This is a genomic window from Pseudomarimonas salicorniae (genome assembly GCF_023156535.1).
Classification (GTDB): domain Bacteria; phylum Pseudomonadota; class Gammaproteobacteria; order Xanthomonadales; family Xanthomonadaceae; genus Pseudomarimonas; species Pseudomarimonas salicorniae.
In genome coordinates this window covers 78355-97929 of record NZ_JALNMH010000001.1, presented here as the reverse complement: position 1 = coordinate 97929, position 19575 = coordinate 78355, and the positions used below count along the sequence as shown (strand labels likewise).

General features: G+C 69.0%; 18 protein-coding genes and 1 riboswitch. Of the genes, 13 read left to right on the top strand and 5 right to left on the bottom strand.

Annotation, left to right across the window (positions count from 1 at the left end):
• The first annotated feature begins 59 nt into the window (after positions 1–59).
• Positions 60–1073, top strand: coding sequence for a class I SAM-dependent methyltransferase (locus tag M0G41_RS00430; protein ID WP_248204100.1), 1014 nt, complete (start codon positions 60–62; stop codon positions 1071–1073).
• Between the two features lie 26 nt (positions 1074–1099).
• Here the strand turns inward: M0G41_RS00430 and M0G41_RS00425 are convergent, their stop codons facing one another.
• Positions 1100–1993 (bottom strand): hypothetical protein, encoded by an 894-nt coding sequence (locus tag M0G41_RS00425; RefSeq protein WP_248204098.1) that lies wholly within the window; start codon positions 1991–1993, stop codon positions 1100–1102.
• 231 nt (positions 1994–2224) lie between these two features.
• Between M0G41_RS00425 and M0G41_RS00420 the strand changes: the two genes are divergently transcribed.
• Positions 2225–5197: a bifunctional diguanylate cyclase/phosphodiesterase gene (locus M0G41_RS00420; protein ID WP_248204096.1), complete on the top strand. Its 2973-nt coding sequence runs from the start codon at positions 2225–2227 to the stop codon at positions 5195–5197.
• Positions 5198–5207: 10 nt separating this feature from the next.
• Here M0G41_RS00420 and hslO read toward each other — a convergent pair whose 3' ends face one another.
• The gene (gene hslO / locus M0G41_RS00415) at positions 5208–6110 is read right to left on the bottom strand and encodes an Hsp33 family molecular chaperone HslO (protein ID WP_248204094.1); all 903 of its coding nucleotides are present in this window, start codon (positions 6108–6110) and stop codon (positions 5208–5210) included.
• A gap of 77 nt (positions 6111–6187) precedes the next feature.
• On the opposite strand from hslO, the gene mtgA reads away from it, so the two are divergent.
• From mtgA to M0G41_RS00390, 5 genes are read left to right on the top strand one after another with little or no spacing between them, the layout of a single operon-like run.
• The gene (gene mtgA, locus M0G41_RS00410) at positions 6188–6949 is read left to right on the top strand and encodes a monofunctional biosynthetic peptidoglycan transglycosylase (RefSeq protein ID WP_425511214.1); all 762 of its coding nucleotides are present in this window, start codon (positions 6188–6190) and stop codon (positions 6947–6949) included.
• 2 nt (positions 6950–6951) lie between these two features.
• Positions 6952–7926, top strand: a complete 975-nt coding sequence (locus tag M0G41_RS00405; protein ID WP_248204090.1) for a glycosyltransferase family 2 protein — start codon at positions 6952–6954, stop codon at positions 7924–7926.
• 15 nt (positions 7927–7941) lie between these two features.
• On the top strand, positions 7942–8370 hold the full coding sequence (locus tag M0G41_RS00400; RefSeq protein WP_248204089.1) for a CBS domain-containing protein: 429 nt from the start codon (positions 7942–7944) through the stop codon (positions 8368–8370).
• A gap of 51 nt (positions 8371–8421) precedes the next feature.
• Positions 8422–8970: an RNA polymerase sigma factor gene (locus M0G41_RS00395; RefSeq protein WP_248204087.1), complete on the top strand. Its 549-nt coding sequence runs from the start codon at positions 8422–8424 to the stop codon at positions 8968–8970.
• Positions 8963–9439: a hypothetical protein gene (locus M0G41_RS00390; RefSeq protein ID WP_248204086.1), complete on the top strand. Its 477-nt coding sequence runs from the start codon at positions 8963–8965 to the stop codon at positions 9437–9439. Before M0G41_RS00395 ends, M0G41_RS00390 begins: the two co-directional genes overlap by 8 nt.
• Before the next feature lie 285 nt (positions 9440–9724).
• Here M0G41_RS00390 and M0G41_RS00385 read toward each other — a convergent pair whose 3' ends face one another.
• On the bottom strand, positions 9725–11167 hold the full coding sequence (locus M0G41_RS00385) for an alpha/beta hydrolase (protein ID WP_248204084.1): 1443 nt from the start codon (positions 11165–11167) through the stop codon (positions 9725–9727).
• Between the two features lie 100 nt (positions 11168–11267).
• Between M0G41_RS00385 and M0G41_RS00380 the strand changes: the two genes are divergently transcribed.
• Positions 11268–11609, top strand: coding sequence for a PadR family transcriptional regulator (locus M0G41_RS00380; RefSeq protein ID WP_248204082.1), 342 nt, complete (start codon positions 11268–11270; stop codon positions 11607–11609).
• Positions 11606–12202 (top strand): hypothetical protein, encoded by a 597-nt coding sequence (locus M0G41_RS00375; protein ID WP_248204080.1) that lies wholly within the window; start codon positions 11606–11608, stop codon positions 12200–12202. The genes M0G41_RS00380 and M0G41_RS00375 overlap by 4 nt, the downstream gene beginning before the upstream one ends.
• Positions 12203–12211: 9 nt before the next feature.
• Here M0G41_RS00375 and M0G41_RS00370 read toward each other — a convergent pair whose 3' ends face one another.
• Entirely contained in the window at positions 12212–13816 is a 1605-nt protein-coding gene (locus M0G41_RS00370; RefSeq protein ID WP_248204741.1) for a peptide chain release factor 3, read from the bottom strand.
• 165 nt (positions 13817–13981) lie between these two features.
• Positions 13982–14105: riboswitch (SAM riboswitch) on the top strand.
• A gap of 83 nt (positions 14106–14188) precedes the next feature.
• Between M0G41_RS00370 and metX the strand changes: the two genes are divergently transcribed.
• Both metX and metB read left to right on the top strand, forming a co-directional pair.
• Positions 14189–15205, top strand: coding sequence for a homoserine O-succinyltransferase MetX (metX, locus tag M0G41_RS00365; protein WP_425511213.1), 1017 nt, complete (start codon positions 14189–14191; stop codon positions 15203–15205).
• A gap of 14 nt (positions 15206–15219) precedes the next feature.
• Positions 15220–16404 carry a cystathionine gamma-synthase gene (metB, locus tag M0G41_RS00360; RefSeq protein ID WP_248204076.1) on the top strand — a complete coding sequence of 395 codons (1185 nt, stop codon included), beginning with the start codon at positions 15220–15222 and terminating at the stop codon, positions 16402–16404.
• 301 nt (positions 16405–16705) lie between these two features.
• Here the strand turns inward: metB and M0G41_RS00355 are convergent, their stop codons facing one another.
• A complete protein-coding gene (locus M0G41_RS00355) occupies positions 16706–17194 on the bottom strand; it encodes a hypothetical protein (RefSeq protein WP_248204073.1) in 489 nt (162 codons plus the stop codon).
• Between the two features lie 243 nt (positions 17195–17437).
• Here M0G41_RS00355 and M0G41_RS00350 point away from each other — a divergent pair, with 243 nt between their 5' ends.
• Positions 17438–18703 carry an efflux RND transporter periplasmic adaptor subunit gene (locus tag M0G41_RS00350; protein ID WP_248204071.1) on the top strand — a complete coding sequence of 422 codons (1266 nt, stop codon included), beginning with the start codon at positions 17438–17440 and terminating at the stop codon, positions 18701–18703.
• 152 nt (positions 18704–18855) lie between these two features.
• The gene (locus M0G41_RS00345) at positions 18856–19575 is read left to right on the top strand and encodes an ABC transporter ATP-binding protein (RefSeq protein ID WP_248204069.1); all 720 of its coding nucleotides are present in this window, start codon (positions 18856–18858) and stop codon (positions 19573–19575) included.

Genomic DNA, 19575 nt, shown 5'->3' with positions numbered 1-19575 from the left:
AGCATTCCGGCGGATCGGCGGCTCGGTTAGTCTGGTGCTCCCGCCGCCCGGTACCTTCGATGTCCACGATCCCGCCCCCAGGCCCGACCTTGCCCAGCGCCCGCGAGGCGCGGGTCGACAGTTGGAGCAGCTATTGGCGAGGCGGTGCGCTGCATTCCTGCGCGGGCAGCTTCTCCGGCAACTACGCCGGAAGTCTGCGCGAGTTCTGGGAGGCGCGATTCGCCCAACTGCCCGACGCAGCCCGCGTGCTGGATGCCTGCTGTGGGAATGCTCCGCTCAGCCAGCTGCTCTGTGCCCACGAGGCATTCCGCGAGCGTGGCGCGCAGATCGACGCCGTCGATCTGGCCGAGATCGCACCGCCTTGGATCGCGGCTATGCCGGCCGGCGAGCGCGGGCGTTTGCAGGTCCATGCGAGGGTCGACGTCGAGCTCCTGCCCTTCGACGAGGGCAGTTTCGACTTCTGCATGAGCCAGTTCGGGGTCGAGTACGCCGGTGCGGCTGCGCTGGCGGAGCTGCGCCGGGTGCTTCGGCCCGAGGGTGTATTCGCCGCCCTGGTCCACCACATTGATGCACTGCCGGTGCGCATCGCCCGCGAGGAACTGACCCATGCGGAATGGATCGAAGCGCAGGGTCTGCCGGAGATCGTGGCCCGGCTGATCGAGCCGATGGCCCGGTCGGCCACCGCTGAAGGCCAGCAGGCGTTGCGCCGGGATGCCGCAGCCAACGACCTGCGGGCCCGCTTCAATGGCATCCTTGAGCAGATGCAGCAGCGCATCGAGGGCGCACTGTTTCCCGACCTGCTGGCGGAAACCCGGGATGGACTGATGGCAGTGCTTCAGCGCGCCCGGCTGGCCGGCGTTGAAGCCGCCGACAACGCGCTCGGGCACTGGCGCCAGGAGCACGCACGCTCCCTGCTGCGACAGCGTGAGTTGATCGAGCATGCCCGGGACCGGGAAGCGCTGGAGACCTGGCTGGAGCCGATGGCGGGCAAGGACCGCGAGGTGCGCCCGATCAGCTTCGCCAACGGCGAGCTGGCGGGTTGGGCCGTGGTGGTAGGCGGCCGACCGGGCTGACAGGCCCGGCGCTCAGCTCGTCGGACTCAGAGATCCTGCTGGTAGCGCACGTAGGGCGTGCGCGCCTCGACCAGCGGCTCGTTGCCGCGGGCGATTTCCGGGCTCATGGCGTCGGCAGGTGAAAGGAGGTTGCGGGCCCCGACGGTGAATCGACCGGACCAGGGCGTGCGCCAGCTGACGCCGACGTCGAGATCGAACCTGCTCTGGTCCAGGCGGGGGATGCGGGTTTCGCGGCCGGTCAGGCTGCCGGCGAAGTCACCGAGGCCCGCGTCGAGACGCAGCGAGCGCGTGTTCCAGCTGAGCGGGCCGCTCGGCAGCAGGCGATCGATACGGAAGCGGCTGCCCCGACCGGTGACCCGCACCCAGCTCCGCTCGCTGATCCAGTGGGTGGCGCCGATGTGCAGGGACTCGCCGGCGAGGTCGGAAGCGATGCCGGCGCTGGGCGCGTAGCGCGGATCGATCAGGCCGAACTCGAGGTCGGAGCCGTCGTCGAGGTCGCTCTGAAGCCAGGACAGACCGAAGTCGATGTCGAAGGGCAGGTCCAACTCGTCGAGGTCGAGCGTGGCGCCGACCGACACCTGGTCGACCTGGCCGAGCTTCCAGCCGGAATCACCCAGGTGGGCCAGCAGACAGTGGCGATCGAGGTCGCCGAGGGCGACGCCGATGCCATACGAGGTGTCGCAGAGCAGGCTCATGCCCGATCCGGCTTCGAGGGTGAGGAAGCTGTTGCTGCGGCCGTCGGCGGGCGGAGTTCGGCCTTCGCCGAGCGGTCGCACGATGAGGCGCTGCAGCGGGCCCTCGTTGACCAGCACCGGCTGCTCCGGCAACAGCAGCGCCCCGGCGCCGCCCGCCTGGGCACCCGCCAGGCCGCACGCTGCAAGCAGCAACCAGGCAAGCGGAGCAAGGCGGCGGGCGGTCATGGCGCGAAAATCCTCGTCATCGGTAGCTGGGACCGGCGCGGGGCGCCGATGGTTCCTGCATTCCGGACCAATAGCGTAGCGCTTTTTACGTCTGGTTAACATCCGGGTTGCCCGCTTGCCGGGGAGCCTGGCGACGGGCGGAGCGGTGCGACCGACGGGCCGCGAAGGGCACCGGTCCGGGTATTGAGGCTAGACTGCCGCTTTGCCGGAACCCGCATCCGATTCCTGGTCGTGAATGACGCCAAACGCCCGCTGAATCCGCCACCGGCCGATCTCGGCCGGTCAGACCTGCTGCTTTCCGGCAGCAGCGCGGCCGAGCTGGCGGATTCGGTCTGGGGCTGGGCCCGGCGTCGGTTTGCGGCGCGCGGGATCCAGCTCTGGGTGACCGAGGCGCGCGGGTTCTCCCTGCTGGCCGAACACGGTCGCGCCTCCTCGGAAGAGGACCGCCAGCTGGCCCGCGAGACCGCGATCGAACGACGGCCGCTTGCGCGGGAGGGGCGGTTCGCCCAGCCAATCTTCCTGCTCGACCAGCATGTCGGCGTGCTGCTGGTGCTGGCCGACCCGGGCAGGTTGAGCGAAAGTGCCCTGCAGCGGGCCGCCGATCTGCTCTCCCATCGCCTGCCCGCGGCGCTTGAGCTGGAACGACTGAACGGCGCGGTTCAGCAGCTGGCCCATGCCGAGAAACTGCAGCGCTCACTGTTCGCCATCGCCGACCTCGCCTCGTCCAATCGCGAGCTGGGCGAAGTGCTCGCGATCATCCACGGCATCATCGCCGGGCTGATGTACGCGGAGAACTTCTTCATCGTCCTGCGCGACCGTCAAAGCGGGGACGTCAGCTTTCCCTACTTCCGCGACGTCCTCGACGACGACGATCCGCCGACGCCCGATCAGGTTTTTCCGCTGTCCAGCCTGAAGGGTTCGCTTGCCGCGCATGTCGTCACCACCGGCGAAACGCTGATGGGGCCGTCGGAGATCCTCAGCCTGCAGATCGGTGTCGATACTGCCGGCTTCGGTCCGCCGAGCGTCGACTGGCTGGGCGTGCCATTGGTCTTCGCGGGCGAGGTGTTCGGCGCCGTCGTCGTGCAGAGCTACGAACCGCAGCACACCTATGGCGACCAGGATCGCGCCCTGCTTACCTTTGTCGCCCAGCATCTCGGCGCGGCTCTGCAGCGGCGCTGGGCCCAGGTCGAGCTTGAGCGACGCGTGATGGACCGCACCAACGAGCTGCGCGAGGCCAATCGCGCGCTGCGGGCCGAGGTCGAGGAGCGGCAGCGCGGTGAAACCCTGCAGGCCGCGCTGTTCCGCATCGCAGAGCTGGGCGCTTCGGAAGCCTCGCTGGCCGACTTCTACTCCGCCACCCACCGGGTCATCGGGCGGCTTCTCTACGCCGCCAACTTCTACATCGCCACCCTGGTCGATGACGGCAACGCGCTGGAGTTTCCCTACTCGGTGGACGAGCGTGACATGGTTCGCCAGCGGCGTCCGCTGGGCCGCGGCCTGACCGAGTACGTGCTGCGCACGGGGCAGGCCCTGCTCGCCGACCGGGCGACCATCGACCGGCTCAGCGAACAGGGCGAGATCAGCAGTTTCGGGCCGCGCGCCACCATGTGGCTGGGCGTGCCCCTGGTCTGCGACTCGGGCACCGTCGGCGTGCTTGCCGTGCAGAGCTACGACACCCTCCACCGCTACCAGCGACGCGACCAGGAGATCCTCACCTTCGTCGGCTTCCACATCGCCAACGCCCTGCAGCGCATGCGCGCCGCCGAAAGCCTGCGCGTGGCCAATGTCGACCTCGAAAGACGCGTGGCCGAACGCACCGAGGCGCTGTTCGCCGCCAACCGCGACCTGCGCCAGGAGATTGCCGAGCGCGAGCGCTTCGAGCGTGAGCTGCAGTATGCGGCGACCCACGATCCGTTGACCGGCCTGCCCAACCGGGTGACCTTCGTAGGGCGCATGGCCGAAGCCCTGGCGCGCTACCAGAGGCGTCGCCGTGACCGTTTCGCGCTGCTGTTCCTCGACCTCGACCGGTTCAAGGTGATCAATGACTCGGTCGGACACCTGGTCGGTGACGAGCTGCTCAAGGAGGTTGCCCTGCGACTGTCCCAGGTGGTCGGTGGCAGCGGTCTCGTGGCACGACTCGGCGGCGACGAGTTCGCCGTGCTGATGGACGCGATCGAGGATGAAGCCGAGGCCGAGCGCCTCGCCGTGCGGATCATCTCCGTGCTCGACGAGCCGGTCCGGGTCATGGGCAAGGAGCTGTTCACCTCGACCAGCGTGGGCATCGCTGTGTCACGACCGCTCTATTCCAGCCCCGAGGAGCTGCTCCGGGATGCCGATGTCGCCCTCTACCGGGCCAAGGCGCGCGGTAGGCGGCGCTGCGAGCTGTTCGACGACGCCCTGCGCCGGGAGGCACTGCACCAGCTCGAGCTGGAAGGCAACCTGCGCCGGGCCCTGGTGCGCAACGAGTTCGAGCCCGTGTTCCAGCCGATCGTCCAGCTGGCCACCGGCGAGGTGGTCGGCTACGAGGCCCTGATGCGCTGGCGCCACCCGCAGCAGGGTCTGATGGCGCCGGGCGAGTTTCTCTCGATTGCCGAGGAGTCGGGGCTGTCGGAAGCGATGGACTGGCAGGTCTTCGAGCTGGTGCTGGCCCAGGCCTGGGTTCTTGTCGAAACCGGAGGTTATGTAACGATCAACGTCGGCGGCCGGCACTTCAGGAATCCGGGTTTCGTCGACCAGCTGCTGCGTTTGCTGCAGCGTTACGAGTTCCAGGCTGATCACCTGCGCCTTGAGGTGACCGAGCGGATCCTGATTGAAGAGCCCGAGAAGGTGCGCAGCATGATGCTCGCCCTGCGCCACGCCGGCGTACGGCTCGCGCTCGATGATTTCGGCACCGGCTACTCATCGTTGAGCTACCTGCACCAGTTCCCGCTGCACACGCTGAAGGTGGACCGCAGCTTCATCTCCGCACTTGACGACGACTCGCGAAGCAGTGCGCAGGCGGTGCTTCGCGCGGTGTGCAGTCTCGGTCAGTCACTCGGCATGGAGGTGATCGCAGAGGGCATCGAGACGCATGCGCAGCTCGAGCTGGTCCAGCAGATGGGCTGCACGCTTGGCCAGGGGTTCCTGTTCGCGCATCCGCAGCCGCTGCACAGCCTGCTCCAGCAGCGCGACGGTGCGCCCCTGCACGAGGCCGCGCCGCACTGAGCGACGAAGCTCAGTGCGAGGTCGGCGCGGCGGGGTCGATGCCGCCGCCGGCGAACAGCTGCTCGAGGTCGACCGGGTCGAATCGGTAGCGTTGGCCGCAGAACTCGCATTGCACGCCCACCGCGCCGAGATCGGGGTCGATCGCCTCCATCGCCTGCTCGTGGCCGAGCGCCAGCAGCATGCCGCCCACGCGCTCCCGTGAACAGCTGCAGCCGAAGGCCAGTTCGCGCTGCGAGAGCAGCTCGGGAAGCTCCTCGTGGAAGAGTCGGTGCAGGAGTTCGGCGGGCGCCGTGTCCAGCATCTCGCGGGCGCCGAGGGTCTCGAAAAGGGCCTGGGTACGCGGCCAGGCATCCTCGTCCTCCTGCGCACCGGGCAGGACCTGCAGCATCAGACCGCGGGCGCGCTGGCCGTCGGCGGCCAGCAGCAGGCGGGTCGGCAGCTGTTCGGACTGGGAGAAGTACGACTCGAAGGCCCGGCTCAGTGAGTCGTGTTCGAGTGCGACCAGGCCCTGGTAGCGCACCGACTCCCCGCTCGGCAGCGGAGGCTTCTCGATGGTGATCGCCAGCAGCGATCCCTCGCCCAGGTGGCCGAGGTCGAGCGGGGAGGGCAGCTCGCCCTCCCACAGTGCAAGGCCGCGTACGGTGCCGCGGTGGGTGCACTCGGCGAACAGCGTGCGCAGCGCCCCGCCGCCCTTGAGCTGGATCGACAGCCGGCCCTCGACCTTGACGTGGCCGGTGAACAGCGCCGCGGCGGCTGCGGTCTCGCCGAGCAGGGCGGCCAACGGATCGGGATAGGACTCGCGCCGGCGGATCTCCTGCCAGGCTTCGTCGAGGGAGACCATGACTCCGCGCACGCCGGTGCGCCCGAGCAGGAAGCGCAGAAGTACGTCGGTTGAACGGGGGGAGTCGGACATGGAACGCTGGGCCTCGGCGGGAACTCGCAGGCCCGGCATTGTAGCCGCGGCGGCGGCCGGGTCCCGTCTACACTGTGATGATTTCCACCCGGAGGTCCGAGATGCGCAAGCGTGGGCCGTCGAAGGCGCGCCGCGGCGGCTGGCGCCGTGGTCTTCGCTGGCTGCTCTGGCTGGCCGCGCTGATGCTGGTGCTGCCCTGGCTGGTGGTCGGCGCGCTGCGTTTCGTTGACCCACCGACCAGCGCCTTCATGCTCGACTACCGCCTGTCCCGCGCCGACGGAGACCCGCCGCTGCGCCAGACATGGCGGCCGCTGGAGGCCATCTCGCCGCAGCTGCAGATCGCGGTGATCGCCTCCGAGGACCAGAACTTCGCCCGCCACTCCGGCTTCGACCTCGAGGCGATCCGCGATGCGCTGCAGGAGGAAAGCGGCCGCGGCGCCAGCACGATCAGCCAGCAGGTGGCCAAGAACCTGTTCCTCTGGCCCGGGCGCAGCTGGCTGCGCAAGGGGCTGGAGGCGGGCTGGACGGTCTGCATCGAGACGCTGTGGCCGAAGCGGCGGATCCTCGAGGTCTATCTCAACATCGCCGAGTTCGGCCACGGCCTGTACGGTGCCGAGGCCGCGGCCCAGGCGTACTTCGGCAAGCCGGCGGCGCAGCTCGGCCTGCGCGAGGCAGCGCAGCTTGCGGTGGTGCTGCCCAGTCCGCGACGCTATTCGGTCGAGGCGCCCGGGCCCTACCTGCGCCAGCGGATCGCCTGGGTCGAGCGCCAGGCGCGACAGCTGGGCGGGGCCCGGGCGCTGGAGCGCCTGGATGGCGCGGACCCGGGCAAACAGGAGTAGAGATGGATCGGCTGGTCGTGCTGGTGCCGGTGTTCAATGAATCTCAGGTGCTGGAAACCTTTCATCGCCGCCTCGCCGCGGTGTTCGACGGGCTGCCGCTGTCCTGCCGCGTGCTGTACGTGGACGACGGCAGTGCCGATGACAGCTGGGCGCTGATCGGTCGGTTGCGAGGACAGGACCCAAGGGTCGATGGCCTGCGCCTTAGCCGCAATTTCGGCAAGGAGCTTGCGCTGACCGCCGGGCTGGACGCCGTCGAGGCCGACGCGCTGGTGGTGATCGACGCCGACCTGCAGGACCCGCCCGAGCTGATCCCCGAGTTCGTCGAGCGCTGGCGCCAGGGCTTCGACGTGGTCTACGGACGCCGCCTCGAGCGCGCCGGCGAGAGCTGGCTGAAACGGGCGACGGCAAGCGCCTTCTACCGGGTGATGCGTCGCCTCTCGCAGACCGCCATCCCCGCCGATACCGGCGACTTCCGGCTGCTCTCGCGGCGCGCCCTCGATGGCCTGCGCGGCCTGCGCGAGCGGCAGAGGTTCATGAAGGGCCTGTTTGCCTGGGTCGGCTTCCGTCAGTGCGCGCTCGACTACCGGCGCGATGCGCGGCTCGCCGGGCGCAGCAAGTTCAACTACTGGCGCCTGTGGAACCTGGCCCTGGAGGGCATCACCTCGTTCAGCACGGCGCCGCTGCGCGTGGCCACGTATTTAGGCCTCGCGACGGCCCTGGTGGCGTTTTCCGCCGGCGTCTGGGTGGTGCTCAAGACCCTGCTTTGGGGCGATCCGGTGGCCGGGTATCCGAGCCTGATGGTGGTGATCCTCCTGCTCGGGGGCGTGCAACTGGTCGCCCTCGGCATCCTTGGCGAGTACCTTGGCCGCTTGTACATGGAGGCCAAGGCGCGACCGCTCTATCTCGTCAGCGAGACCCTGGCGCCGCCCGCCACGGATGCGCCCGGAGCCCGGTCGGGACTATCATCGAAGGCCTGAATCCCGGAGGTTGCCATGCGCACAGTGCAGCAGTTGATCGACGGCAAGGGGGGCGCGATCTTCTCGATCCGCCCCGACGCACCGGTCCTCGATGCCATCAGGATGATGGCCGAACGCGAGGTCGGCGCCCTTCTGGTCCTGCAGGGCGAGCAGCTCGCCGGAATCATCTCCGAGCGTGACTATGCGCGAAAGGTGATCCTCAAGGGGCGCTCCTCGGCCGAGACCCGGGTCTCCGAAGTGATGACCCGCGACCTGATCACCGTGGCGCCCGACCGCACCGTCCACGGCTGCATGAAGCTGATGACCGACCACCGCATCCGCCATCTGCCGGTGGTCGACGGTGAGGGGGTGGTGGGGGTGGTCTCGATCGGCGACCTGGTCAAGGCGGTGATCGAGGACCAGCAGGCCGAAATCGCCCAGCTTCAGTCCTACATCGCGGGCTGAGTCCGGCCGATGGTCGTCGCGGCAGCCCGGCGCGCAGGCGCCGGGTCCTGAATGGGCGCGTCCGCCGACCACGCCCTGCAGGCTCTGATCGCCCGCTTCGGCGCGCGCGTCCGGGCGCAGATCGTCCGTCACCGGCTCGACCGCCACGGCATCGACGTCGACGATATCGAGCAGGAAGTGCGCATCCGGCTCTGGAACACGCTGCAGCGTGACCCGAAAGCGCTGCTTCCTGCGTCTTATGTACAAAGGACGGTGACCAGCGTGCTGGTCGATGCGGTGCGGCGCGCCGAGGCGCGACCGGCCGAGGCCCTGCCGGAGGAGCCCGACCTGCTGGACGCCGAGCCGCTTGGCCAGGCGCCGCAGGCGCCGGAGGCGGAGGCCGAGGACCGGCAGCTGGCCGATGCGGTGGCGACGGCGATCGCGGCCCTGCCGGAGCGGCGCCGACGCCCGCTGCAGCTGTACCTGCAGGGGTTCACCGTCCCCGAGGTGGCCGAGCTGTGCGGACTGAGCTTCGATGCCGGGCGCAAGCTGGTCTACCGCGGACTGGACGAACTGAAGGCACGCTTGCGTGCGGAAGGCTGGGAGAAGCGTGATGATTGAAGACCGACTGCGAGACGCCTGGCGGCGGCACACCGCCGAGTCGGCTGCGCGTGCGGCCTCGACCGAGGCACTGTACGGCCTGGAAGAGGGCGCCGATGCCGGTCGCCGCGAGCAGGCGGTCCGGCTGATGGCCGAAGACGCCCGCGCCGCCGACCTCGGCCGCGCCCTGCTGGCCATCGGCGACGACGCCCGGGCGCTCGAGCGCGAGTTCATCGCCCTGCGCCGGCCGCGCGAGACCATCAGCCGGCAGCGTGTCGCCATGGCCATGGCGGCCATGCTGGCCCTGGCTGCGGTGATCACCGTTCCGCAGTGGCGCGGCGAAACCGGTTCCGTTGCCCCTCCCGCGCAGTCCGACAGCCTGATCGCCGCGTCCTCCTTCGAACTCGACAGCGCGGCCCCCCAGCCCGAAACCAAGTCACAACATCCCGCCGAGCCCGACCTGCTGTTCCGCGGCGGTTTCGACTCCTGAGCCCTGGCCGCAGGGCCGGATGGCGGAGCGGCAACAGAGCGCGCAAAATTCGCGTTCGAATCCTGCCAACGAAGCACCGAAGAGCTTGCTCGATTGCGACTCAATGAGGTCGCCATACCGCGGCGGTTAGTCGAGCAAGCTCCACGTGCGGGGGCTTGGGACGGTAAGGCGATCGGCAAACATGCGCCCGCGACCGCCGTTCGCGCCGGTCGGCCCGATGACGGTCGGGCGCTCTGCCACCACGCCCACGCTCGCGGAACCGTTTGCCGCAAGGGCGCAGGGGATTCAGTGCGTGCTGTTATGGCCGGCGGCCTGCAGCCACTGCTCGATCCACTGCGCGAGGGCTGACTCCACTTCGGCAGCCACCACGTGGTCAATCTCGGCGTAACGCTGGGTGGCGGCAGAATCACTGCGCTGCATCACGTGATTGATGCCAGGCAGGGTGACGATGCTCAGACCGTCACGCTTGGGCAGCACTTCGATGTTGGCCGCTGCCGGGACCTGGGAATCGAGTTCCCCGAACAGAAGGAGTCCGGGCACGTCGAGCGCGCCCCAGCTCTCCTTCGGCGCCACGGCCAACAGGGTGTGATAGTGCCGGCCGCCCAGCATGCCCGGGCCGAGGGTTCCGGTGCCGCCGTTGAAGCGTTCAAAGGCTTGCCGCTGCGCGTCGCTGGCGGATTCAAGCACGGCCATCACCGCTGGCATGCGCGAGGCCGGATCCGAATGCTTCGCCGCTGCTTCGTAGATCTGCCGGCTCAGCGAGACCAGCGCGTCGGCTTCGGATTCGCTGGCGCCCGCCGCGCGCGCCTCGGTCCGGTCCTGGAGCGCGAACAGTTCGGCCAGCGGCAGCACCGGGCCCATCAGCGACACCACGCCATCCGGCGGCGCTGCGCCGGCGCCCAAGCGGGCGGCGATCAGTCCGCCTTCGCTGTGACCGATCACCAGCAGCGGCAGTCCCGGGTGCCTGGCGCGCAGGAAACGCAGGGCCGCCTCGGCATCCCGGGTGAGCGTGTCGATATCGGTGGGGTCGTGCTCCCCGCTGCTGCGGTTGACGCCCCGCTTGTCATAGCGCAGCGAGGCGATTCCGCGCTCGGCCAGCTGCGCGGCCAGAACAGCCAGCGGGCGGTGTCCCGCGAAATAGCCATCACGCTCCGTAGCCCCGGAGCCGCCCAGCAGCAGCGCCGCAGCGCGCGTGCCCTCGCTGGGCCGGACGTGCGTGCCGGCGAGCACCGCGCCCTTGGCGGGAATCCTGCGCGCCTCGCCGGGCCAGTCGCGCAGGGCAGCCGCCGACTGGGGGCGCTCGACCTCGGTGACCTGCGCCGTCGGCGCGAGACTCAGCTCGGCCTGGAACCCGCCCTGGCTGAAGGTCGCCTGCCAGGTGCCGTTATCGATCGGTCCGGCGATCTCGACATCGGGGGCGCGGCCGAGCACCCGGAGCCGGTCGTCGGCGAACTCGACCTCGACCAGCCGCGCATATCGCTGGTCCTGGGCCGGGCTGATCAGGTTGCCGTCCGGTTCACCCGCGGCGTTGAGGAACAGCTCCACCTCGATAGGCAGGGTGGCCCCGTTCGGTAGCGAGAGGTCCCCGCGCCACTCCCGGGTTTCGGGCAGGTTGCCTGCCACGGCTCCGGCAGCCCACAGCAAGGGGGCGATCCACAGGGCTCCGCGCCCCAGATTCCGGTTTCCCGCGGTGGGGAAGACGTTGAGCGACAGGGGTGATCCGTTCATTGAGTACCTCGTTTTGTTGAATACATCGCTAAGCGAGGTACATAGCCTAGCAAGGCTCCTGCCGGTACAGTCCGGGCCGGAAGTCACGGTGCCCGAGTGCATGTCCGACGCGCAGACGCTGATCGATCGCTGGTTGCCCCAGGTCCGCAAGGGTCTGCTGGAGATGCTGATCCTGGAACTGCTTGATCAGCGCACCAGCTATGGCTACGAGATTGCCCAGCGCCTGCGCGGCGTGCTGGAGGCAGAAATCGCCGAAGGCACCCTTTACCCGCTGCTGAAGCGACTATCCAGGGATCTGATGGTGACCAACGAATGGATCACCGAGGCGGGCGGTGCCCCGCGGAAGTACTACGCGATCACGCCCGAGGGGCGGGATGTTCTGCGGCGCATGCGCGCCGAGCTCGAGCGCATCCACCGCGCACGCAAGGAGCTGCTGAAGTGAGCATCGAAAGGCTCAATGCGGATCATCCGCAGGTGCGGCATCGGCTGGAGCGGTTTGCCGGGCAGCTGGCGCCGATGCTGACCGCCCTGCGGGCCAGCGAACGTTCCGAACTGCAGCGCGAACTGCAGTCGCATGTGCTCGAGGCGGCGGCGCGCCTGAGCGGGAGTGTCGACGAACGCCTCGACGAGGCCATCGGTTCGCTCGGTCCGGCAGAGGACTTCCTGCCCGAGCTGGTCGAGGAGATCATGCTGCAGCGTCAGGCCGCGGGCGGCTCACCGCGCTCGCTGATCCGACTGGCCAGCGCGCGCGGTGGAAGAGGCCTGCTGGGCTCGATCCTGCTGATGGGCTGCGGCCTGGCCATGCTGTTCGCGCTGGCCTTGGCCGCCTGCGGCCTGGCGGCCCTCTTCCTGCCCGGGGCCGGGTTGTACCTCAACAGCTGGAACGACTTCACCCTCAGTTTTGTTGCGCAGGATCACGCGCCCAAGGTTGATGACCGGATCTTCGTTCCCGGCGCCCTGCTGTGCGCGGCAGGGCTCTACTTCGGTGCGGCCCGCATCGCGGTCTGGCTGCTTCGCGGCCTGCTGCCGCGATAGCGGCTCAGCTCAGCCCACCGCCACCGCGCTGGCGTGCTCGCGGGTGGCCGAGAAGCGCACCGCCGGGGCGCGCTCCTGGGCCAACTGCAGGTTGACCCGAGAAGGGGCGAGATAGACCAGCTCGCCGGCAGCATCGAGGGCGAGGTTCATGGCGTTCTTCTCGCGGAACTCCTCCAGCTTCTTCGCGTCATCGCAGTGCACCCAGCGCGCGGTGGCGATCTGCACCTGGTCGAAGCTGGCGTCGACGCCGTACTCGTCCTTGAGCCGGTAGGCGACCACGTCGAACTGCAGGGTGCCGACCGCGCCGAGGATCAGGTCATTGCTCATCAGCGGGCGGAAGAACTGCGTGGCGCCCTCCTCGCTGAGCTGGGCAAGGCCCTTCTGCAGCTGCTTGAGCTTCAGCGGATCGCGCAGCCGGGCTCGCCGGAACAGCTCGGGAGCGAAGTTCGGGATGCCGGTGAAGTTCAGCGCCTCGCCGACGCTGAAGCTGTCGCCGATCGAGATCGTGCCGTGGTTGTGGATGCCGATGACGTCGCCCGGATAGGCGGTCTCGACGATCTCGCGGTCCGAGGCCATGAAGGTCAGCGCGTTGGCGAGCTTGACCTCCTTGCCGATGCGCGTCTGCAGCGCCTTCATCCCGGCGTCGAAACGGCCCGAGCACACGCGCAGGAAGGCGACGCGGTCGCGGTGCTGCGGGTCCATATTGGCCTGGATCTTGAACACGAAGCCGGAGAATGTCTCTTCGTCGGGCGACACCTCGCGCGTGGTCGTCGCCCGCGGTTTCGGTGAAGGGGCATGTTCAACGAAGAAATCCAGCAGCAGCTGGACGCCGAAGTTGTTCACCGCCGAGCCGAAGAACACCGGCGTCTGCCGGCCGGCGAGGTAGGCGTCCTTGTCGAACGGGTGCGAGGCGCCCTGCACCAGTTCCAGCTCGTCGCGCAGGTCGGCCAGCATATTCGCGCCGATCCGCGCCTCGAGGCCGGGGTCGTCGATCGAGGCGAAGATGGTGCTGTCCTGGCGGGTGAAATTGCGCCCCGGCTCGTAGAGATGCACCTCGCCGGTGATCAGGTGAACGACGCCCTTCAGGCGCGAGCCCATGCCGATCGGCCAGGTCACCGGTGCGCACTGGATGCCGAGCACGCGCTCGACCTCGTCGAGCAGGTCGATCGGCTCCTTGCCCTCGCGATCGAGCTTGTTGATGAAGCTCATGATCGGCGTATCGCGCAGGCGGCAGACCTCCATCAGCTTGATGGTTCGCTCCTCGACGCCCTTGGCGACGTCGATCACCATCAGGGCGCTGTCCACCGCGGTCAGCACGCGATAGGTGTCCTCGCCGAAGTCGGCGTGGCCGGGGGTGTCGAGCAGGTTGACGATGCGGCCCTCGTAGGGGAACTGCATCACCGAGCTGGTCACCGAAATGCCACGCTCCTTTTCCAGCGCCATCCAGTCAGAGGTCGCGTGGCGCGCCGCCTTGCGGCCTTTCACCGAACCGGCCATCTGGATCGCGCCCCCGAACAGCAGCAGCTTCTCGGTCAGCGTGGTCTTGCCGGCATCGGGATGGGAGACGATGGCGAAGGTGCGGCGACGCCGCGTTTCGCGCAGGTGTTCGGACATGGGCATGGGGCCGCTGAAGCGGCCGGCGTGAAGCGGGGCGCGGATTCTACCGCAAGGCGTCGTGGCGACCCGATGCGGCCCAATACCGAACCTTGCGGGAGAAACTATATCGCTTCATGCGGATGAAGCGATTGACAAGCCTCCGGGCCAGGGATAATCTGCGCCCATCCATCAAGACCGGCAGAGGGACAGGCCCTTTGAAGCCGGGGCAACCTGCGGCGCCGCAAGGCGACGTGACGGTGCCAAGTCCTGCGGTGACCGCATCGGGCGGTCGGCCGGAAGATGGTTGGCGTGGCGCCCGCGATGGGCCTTCGCTCCTCCTCTCCAGCGCTCCGCGGCTTGCTCGATGGTTCCCGCCACGAGGACCGCGCCATGAGCCTGACCGACCAAGCCGCCCGCATCGAGGAATGTTCGCCCGCCACGCCGGAGATTCCGGCGCCGATCCAGGCCGAGCGCTACCTGCTGGCGATCGACCTGCCGATGCGCCATGCCGGACTGCGCCGGGTCAGCCTGCGGGTCGAGTGCGTCGGACCGGCGCATGCCCCGGCCGTCTGGGTGGCCGGCGGCATTTCGGCGAACCGGCATGTTCTGGCCAACGCCCTCGACGGTTTCGATGGCTGGTGGCAGGGCTGTGCGGGGCCTGGCCATGCCCTGGATCCGCGCCGCCACCGCCTGCTGAGCTTCGACTGGGTCGGTGCCGACGGCGACCTTGATGCCCCGATCGATACCGCGGACCAGGCCGACGCCATCGCCCTTGCACTCGATGCGCTCGGGATCGCCCGCCTGCACGCCTTCGTAGGCGCCTCCTATGGCGGCATGGTCGCCTTGCAGTTCGCGGCCCGCCATCCACTTCGGGTAGCCCGCCTGGCGGTGATCAGCGCGGCGGATCGGCCGCACCCCTTCGCCAGTGCCTTCCGCGCCCTGCAGCGGCAGGTGGTGGCGCTGGGTCAGCTGCAGTGCGCCGACGAGCTCGGGCTTTCGCTGGCCCGCCAGCTGGCCATGCTCAGCTATCGCTCGCCACGAGAGTTCGGCCAGCGCTTCGACGCGCCGGCGCGGATCGAGGGCGGGCGGGCCTGCTGCGCCGCCGAGGACTACCTGCAGGCCTGCGGCCAGAAGTACGTGGCCCGATGGAGCGCCACTGCCTTCCTGCGCCTGTCCGAGTCCATCGACCTGCACCACGTCGACCCCGCGGCCGTCCATGCACCGACCTCGCTGCTCGCGGTCGAGGGCGACTGGCTTGCGCCGCCCGAGCAGCTCGAGGCCCTGGCTGGTCGGCTGGCCGGCGCGGCGCGCCTGCAGACGATCACCTCGGCCTACGGCCATGACGCCTTCCTCAAGGAGCCGCAGGCCATCGATGCCCTGCTGCGCCACACCCTCGCCCCCTGTTGAACGGAGACGCCACCATGTCCGAGCTGCAAGCTGCCACCCGCGCCGTGCGCGCCTCCATCGACCGCGATCCCGCCTACGGCGCGGTGGTTCCGCCCCTGGTGCTGTCTACCAACTTCAGCTTCGACGGCTTTGGCGGCAAGCGCGCCTACGACTACACGCGCAGCGGCAATCCCACCCGTGACCAGCTCGGCGAAGCCCTGGCCAGCCTGGAGGGCGGGGCAGGGGCCGTGGTCACCGCCTCGGGGATGGCCGCGATCACGCTTGCACTGCAGCTGCTCAAACCGGGGGAACGACTGGTGGTGCCGCACGACTGCTACGGTGGTAGCTGGCGGCTGTTCGATGCGCTGGCACGCAAGGGCCAGTTCGAGCTGGTCGTGGCCAACCTCAGCGATGCCGACGAGGTCCGGCGCGTCCTCGCCGAGCCGGCGCGCCTGGTCTGGATCGAGACGCCGAGCAACCCGCTGCTGAGGATCACCGACCTGCAGGCGGTGATCGACGCCGCGCATGCCGCCGGCGCCCTGGCCCTGGTCGACAACACCTTCCTCTCGCCGGCCCTGCAGACGCCGCTGGCCTTTGGCGCGGACCTTGTCCTGCATTCGACCACCAAGTACATCAATGGCCACAGCGACGTGGTCGGCGGCGCCGTGGTTGCCGCAACCGCGGAGCTGCACCAGCAGCTGGTCTGGTGGGCGAACTGCCTGGGCCTCACCGGCAGCCCGTTCGACAGCTTCCTGACCCTGCGCGGCCTGCGCACGCTGGAGGCCCGACTGCGGGTGCACCAGGAAAATGCGCTGGCCATCGCCGAGTTGCTCGACGCCGAAGCCGGCGTCGCCAGGGTCTACTTCCCCGGCCTGACCTCGCACCCCGGCCACGCCCTTGCCGCGCGCCAGCAGAAGGGCTTCGGCGCCATGCTCAGCTTCGAGCTGGCTGGCGGTGTGCCGGCGGTCAAGGCCTTCCTCGACGGCCTGCGCTGCTTCACCCTTGCCGAGTCACTCGGCGGCGTCGAGAGCCTGGTCGCCCATCCCGCCTCGATGACCCATGCGGCGATGACCCCCGAGGTCCGCGCCAAGGCCGGCATCTCCGATGGCCTGCTGCGCCTGTCGGTCGGCATCGAGGCGGTCGAGGACCTGGTCGACGACTTGCGCGCCGCCCTGCGCCGTGCGGCCCGGGTCGAGCACGGCACCGCGGTGGCGGCCTGACCGGCGGGTAGGGGCGGGAAGCAGACATTCATAGGGTGCGGCTGGCCGCACCGGGCGTAGCGTCCGAACGCCCGTATCGGTGCGTCCAGGACGCACCCTATGGGGCTTCGCCGACGCCCAACGAAGCCCGACTGTAGGAGCGCACATGGGCGCGACCGCGGCGTGGCGTATTCACCACAGACCGCGGCCAGAGCGAATCTCCGCGGTCGCGGCCATGTCCGCTCCTACGAAGAGCCCGCCCGATCGGGGGCGGTGGCGAACGTCCGCTTCGCGCCCTGAGATGCCCGCTGCGACTCCGACCTCAATGCAGCCCGCGCCGCCGCACGAGGCGCTGGTCCGTCACCGGTAGCGGCTCCAGGGCGGCCTCGGGGCGGATCGCCTGGAGCACGGCGACCAGGGAGCAAAAGGCCTCGCAGAGGCGATCGAACAGCGAGCGCTCGATGTGTGGCGCGCGCAGGGCGACCCCGGTGTAAGCGCCGCGACCCAGGTCGATGTAGTAGTCGGTATTGACCCGCCGGCGTTGGGCCAGACGCGGAAACAGGCCGGCGATCAGCAGGCAGCGATCGCCCACGTCGCGAAGGCGGTCAGGACGCAGGGGGCGCTCGTGGGCTTCGAGGTACTCCTCGGCCATGGTCCGCCGGATCAGCTGGCCGTCGCCGAGGTGGCGCATCAGGGCGAACACCAGATAGGCCTCCAGGTCCTCGCCGAGAGACAGGTGCCGGCGTTGCTCGGCTTCGCGGATCAGCCCCTGCCACAGGGCGGTGGCGCTGTCGGTCATGACCTTGTCCATGGGTTCCTCCTGCTGGCTTCCGGCCCCCATGTGGACCATATCGACCGGCACGCCGGGATTTGAAGTCAGCACTCGCCGCATGCGGCTGCCAACGGCGTCCGCGGGCGTCCGCTGGTCTGTCCGCCGGACCGTCCGTCGCGACCCAGAACAGAAAAAGAATCGCAAAATCAGAGCTCTGGAGTCTGTCTGAACGTTGGCACGATGCCTGCAATTGCTGCTGCGAACCCGTTCTCCCGGACCGCCATGATCCGCGACACTTCCGCCCAGGACCGCCCGATATCCGCCGCAGCTTCGCCTGAGCGCGGCCGACTACGCTGGTGGCTGGCCGCGGCCGCCCTGCTGGGACTCGGCGTCTACGCGGTGGGCAGCTGGTTTGGCAGCGCCGGTGCGGTCAGCAGTGAGCGGCTGCGCTTCGCCACCGTGCAGCGCGGAGACCTGGTCCGTGACGTGATGGTCAATGGCCGGGTGGTGGCGGCCAACAGTCCGACCCTGTTCGCCAGCTATTCCGGCACGGTCAGCCTGCGCGTGGCGGCAGGCGAGGCGGTGGATGAGGGTCAGGTGCTCGCGGTGATCGATTCGCCCGAGCTGAACAGCCAGTTCGATCAGGAGTCCAGTCGCCTGCAGCAGCTCGACGTCGAGGTCGAGCGGCAGAAGATCCTCGCCGCCAAGCAGAAACTGCTGGCCCAGCGCACCGCCGATGAGCAGGCGCTTGCCCTTACCGCAGCGCGTCGGGAAGCCGAACGCAGCGAACGGGCCTATGAGCGGGGCGCGCTGTCTGAAGTCGACTGGCTGCGCTATCAGGATGCCGTCGAGAGCGCCGAGATCCTGAGCCGTCACGCCCAGGCCGATGCCGAGCTGGAGGCCCGCTCGGTGGATTTCGACCTGCGTACCCGTCAGCAGGCCCTCGAGCAACAGCGTCTGCTTGTCGCCGAGCTGGGTCGTCGAGTCGAGCAGCTGCGCGTGCGTGCCCCGGTCGATGGAGTGATCGGCACCCTGGCAGTGGCCGACCGCGCGGCGGTGATGGCCAACACCCCCCTGCTGACCGTGGTTGACCTCAGTCACCTCGAGATCGAGGCCGAGGTGCCCGAGAGCTATGCCGACGAGCTCGCCATCGGCATGCCGGTTGAGCTGCGTGTGGCCGGCGCGCACAGCGCTGGCACCATCTCGGCGATCTCTCCCGAAGTGGTCGGCAGCCAGGTCCTGGCGCGGATCCGCTTCGCGGAGGCTGCACCGGCCGGGCTGCGGCAGAACCAGCGGGTCACCGGCAGGATTCTGTTCGAGCGCCGGGAGGCCGTGCTGACCGTGGCCCGTGGCCCCTTCCTCGACGCCGAAGGCGGCCGATTTGCCTACCGCGTCGTCGAGGACAGCGCTGAACGCGTGCCGATCCGCATCGGCGCCACCAGCATCGATGCGGTCGAGATCGTCGAGGGACTGCAGGCCGGTGACCGCATCGTTATCTCCGGTACCGACCAGTTCGCCTCCTCCGACCGCATCACCCTTACGCCTTAGTCAGGTCCAGCCCTGAACGCGTCCAGAGTTCCGTTCCGATCGGCAGGAGGTCGCCTCCAGCGGCCCGCCAGGCGACAAGCTGCCTGCCCGACCCCGGTCATCAAACCCATGCGTCAGCCCCCGAAAGAACGGGCAACCCAAAGGAGATCCGCATGTTGCGCATGAACAACCTGAGCAAGGTCTATCGCACCCACCTGATCGAGACCCATGCCCTGCGTGGATTCGACATCGAGGTGAAGGAGGGCGAGTTCGTCGCCGTCACCGGGCCCTCGGGTTCTGGCAAGACGACCTTCCTGAACATCGCTGGCCTGCTCGAGGAGTTCAGCGGCGGCGAGTTCTTCCTGGATGGCGTCGACGTCCGCGGCTTGAACGACAACGGCCGCTCGCGACTGCGCAACGAGAAGATCGGATTCATCTTCCAGGGTTTCAACCTGATCCCCGATCTGGACCTGTTCGACAACGTCGACGTGCCGCTGCGCTATCGCGGGTTCCCCGCTGCCGAGCGCCGCCGCCGCATCGAGCACGCCCTGGAGCGCGTCGGCCTGGCCTCGAGGATGAAGCACCACCCCGCCGAGCTGTCCGGCGGCCAGCAGCAGCGTGTAGCCATCGCCCGCGCCCTGGCCGGTACGCCGCGCCTGCTGCTGGCCGACGAGCCCACCGGCAATCTCGACTCGCAGATGGCGCGGGGAGTGATGGAACTTCTGGAGGAGATCAATGCCGAGGGCACCACGGTGATCATGGTCACCCACGACCCTGAGCTTGCAGCGCGGGCCCAGCGCAATGTCCATATCGTCGACGGCCAGGTCACCGACCTGCTGCAGGAAACCCGCGTTTCGCTGGCGGCGGTGGCCGACGGCGTGGTGGTGGAGTAG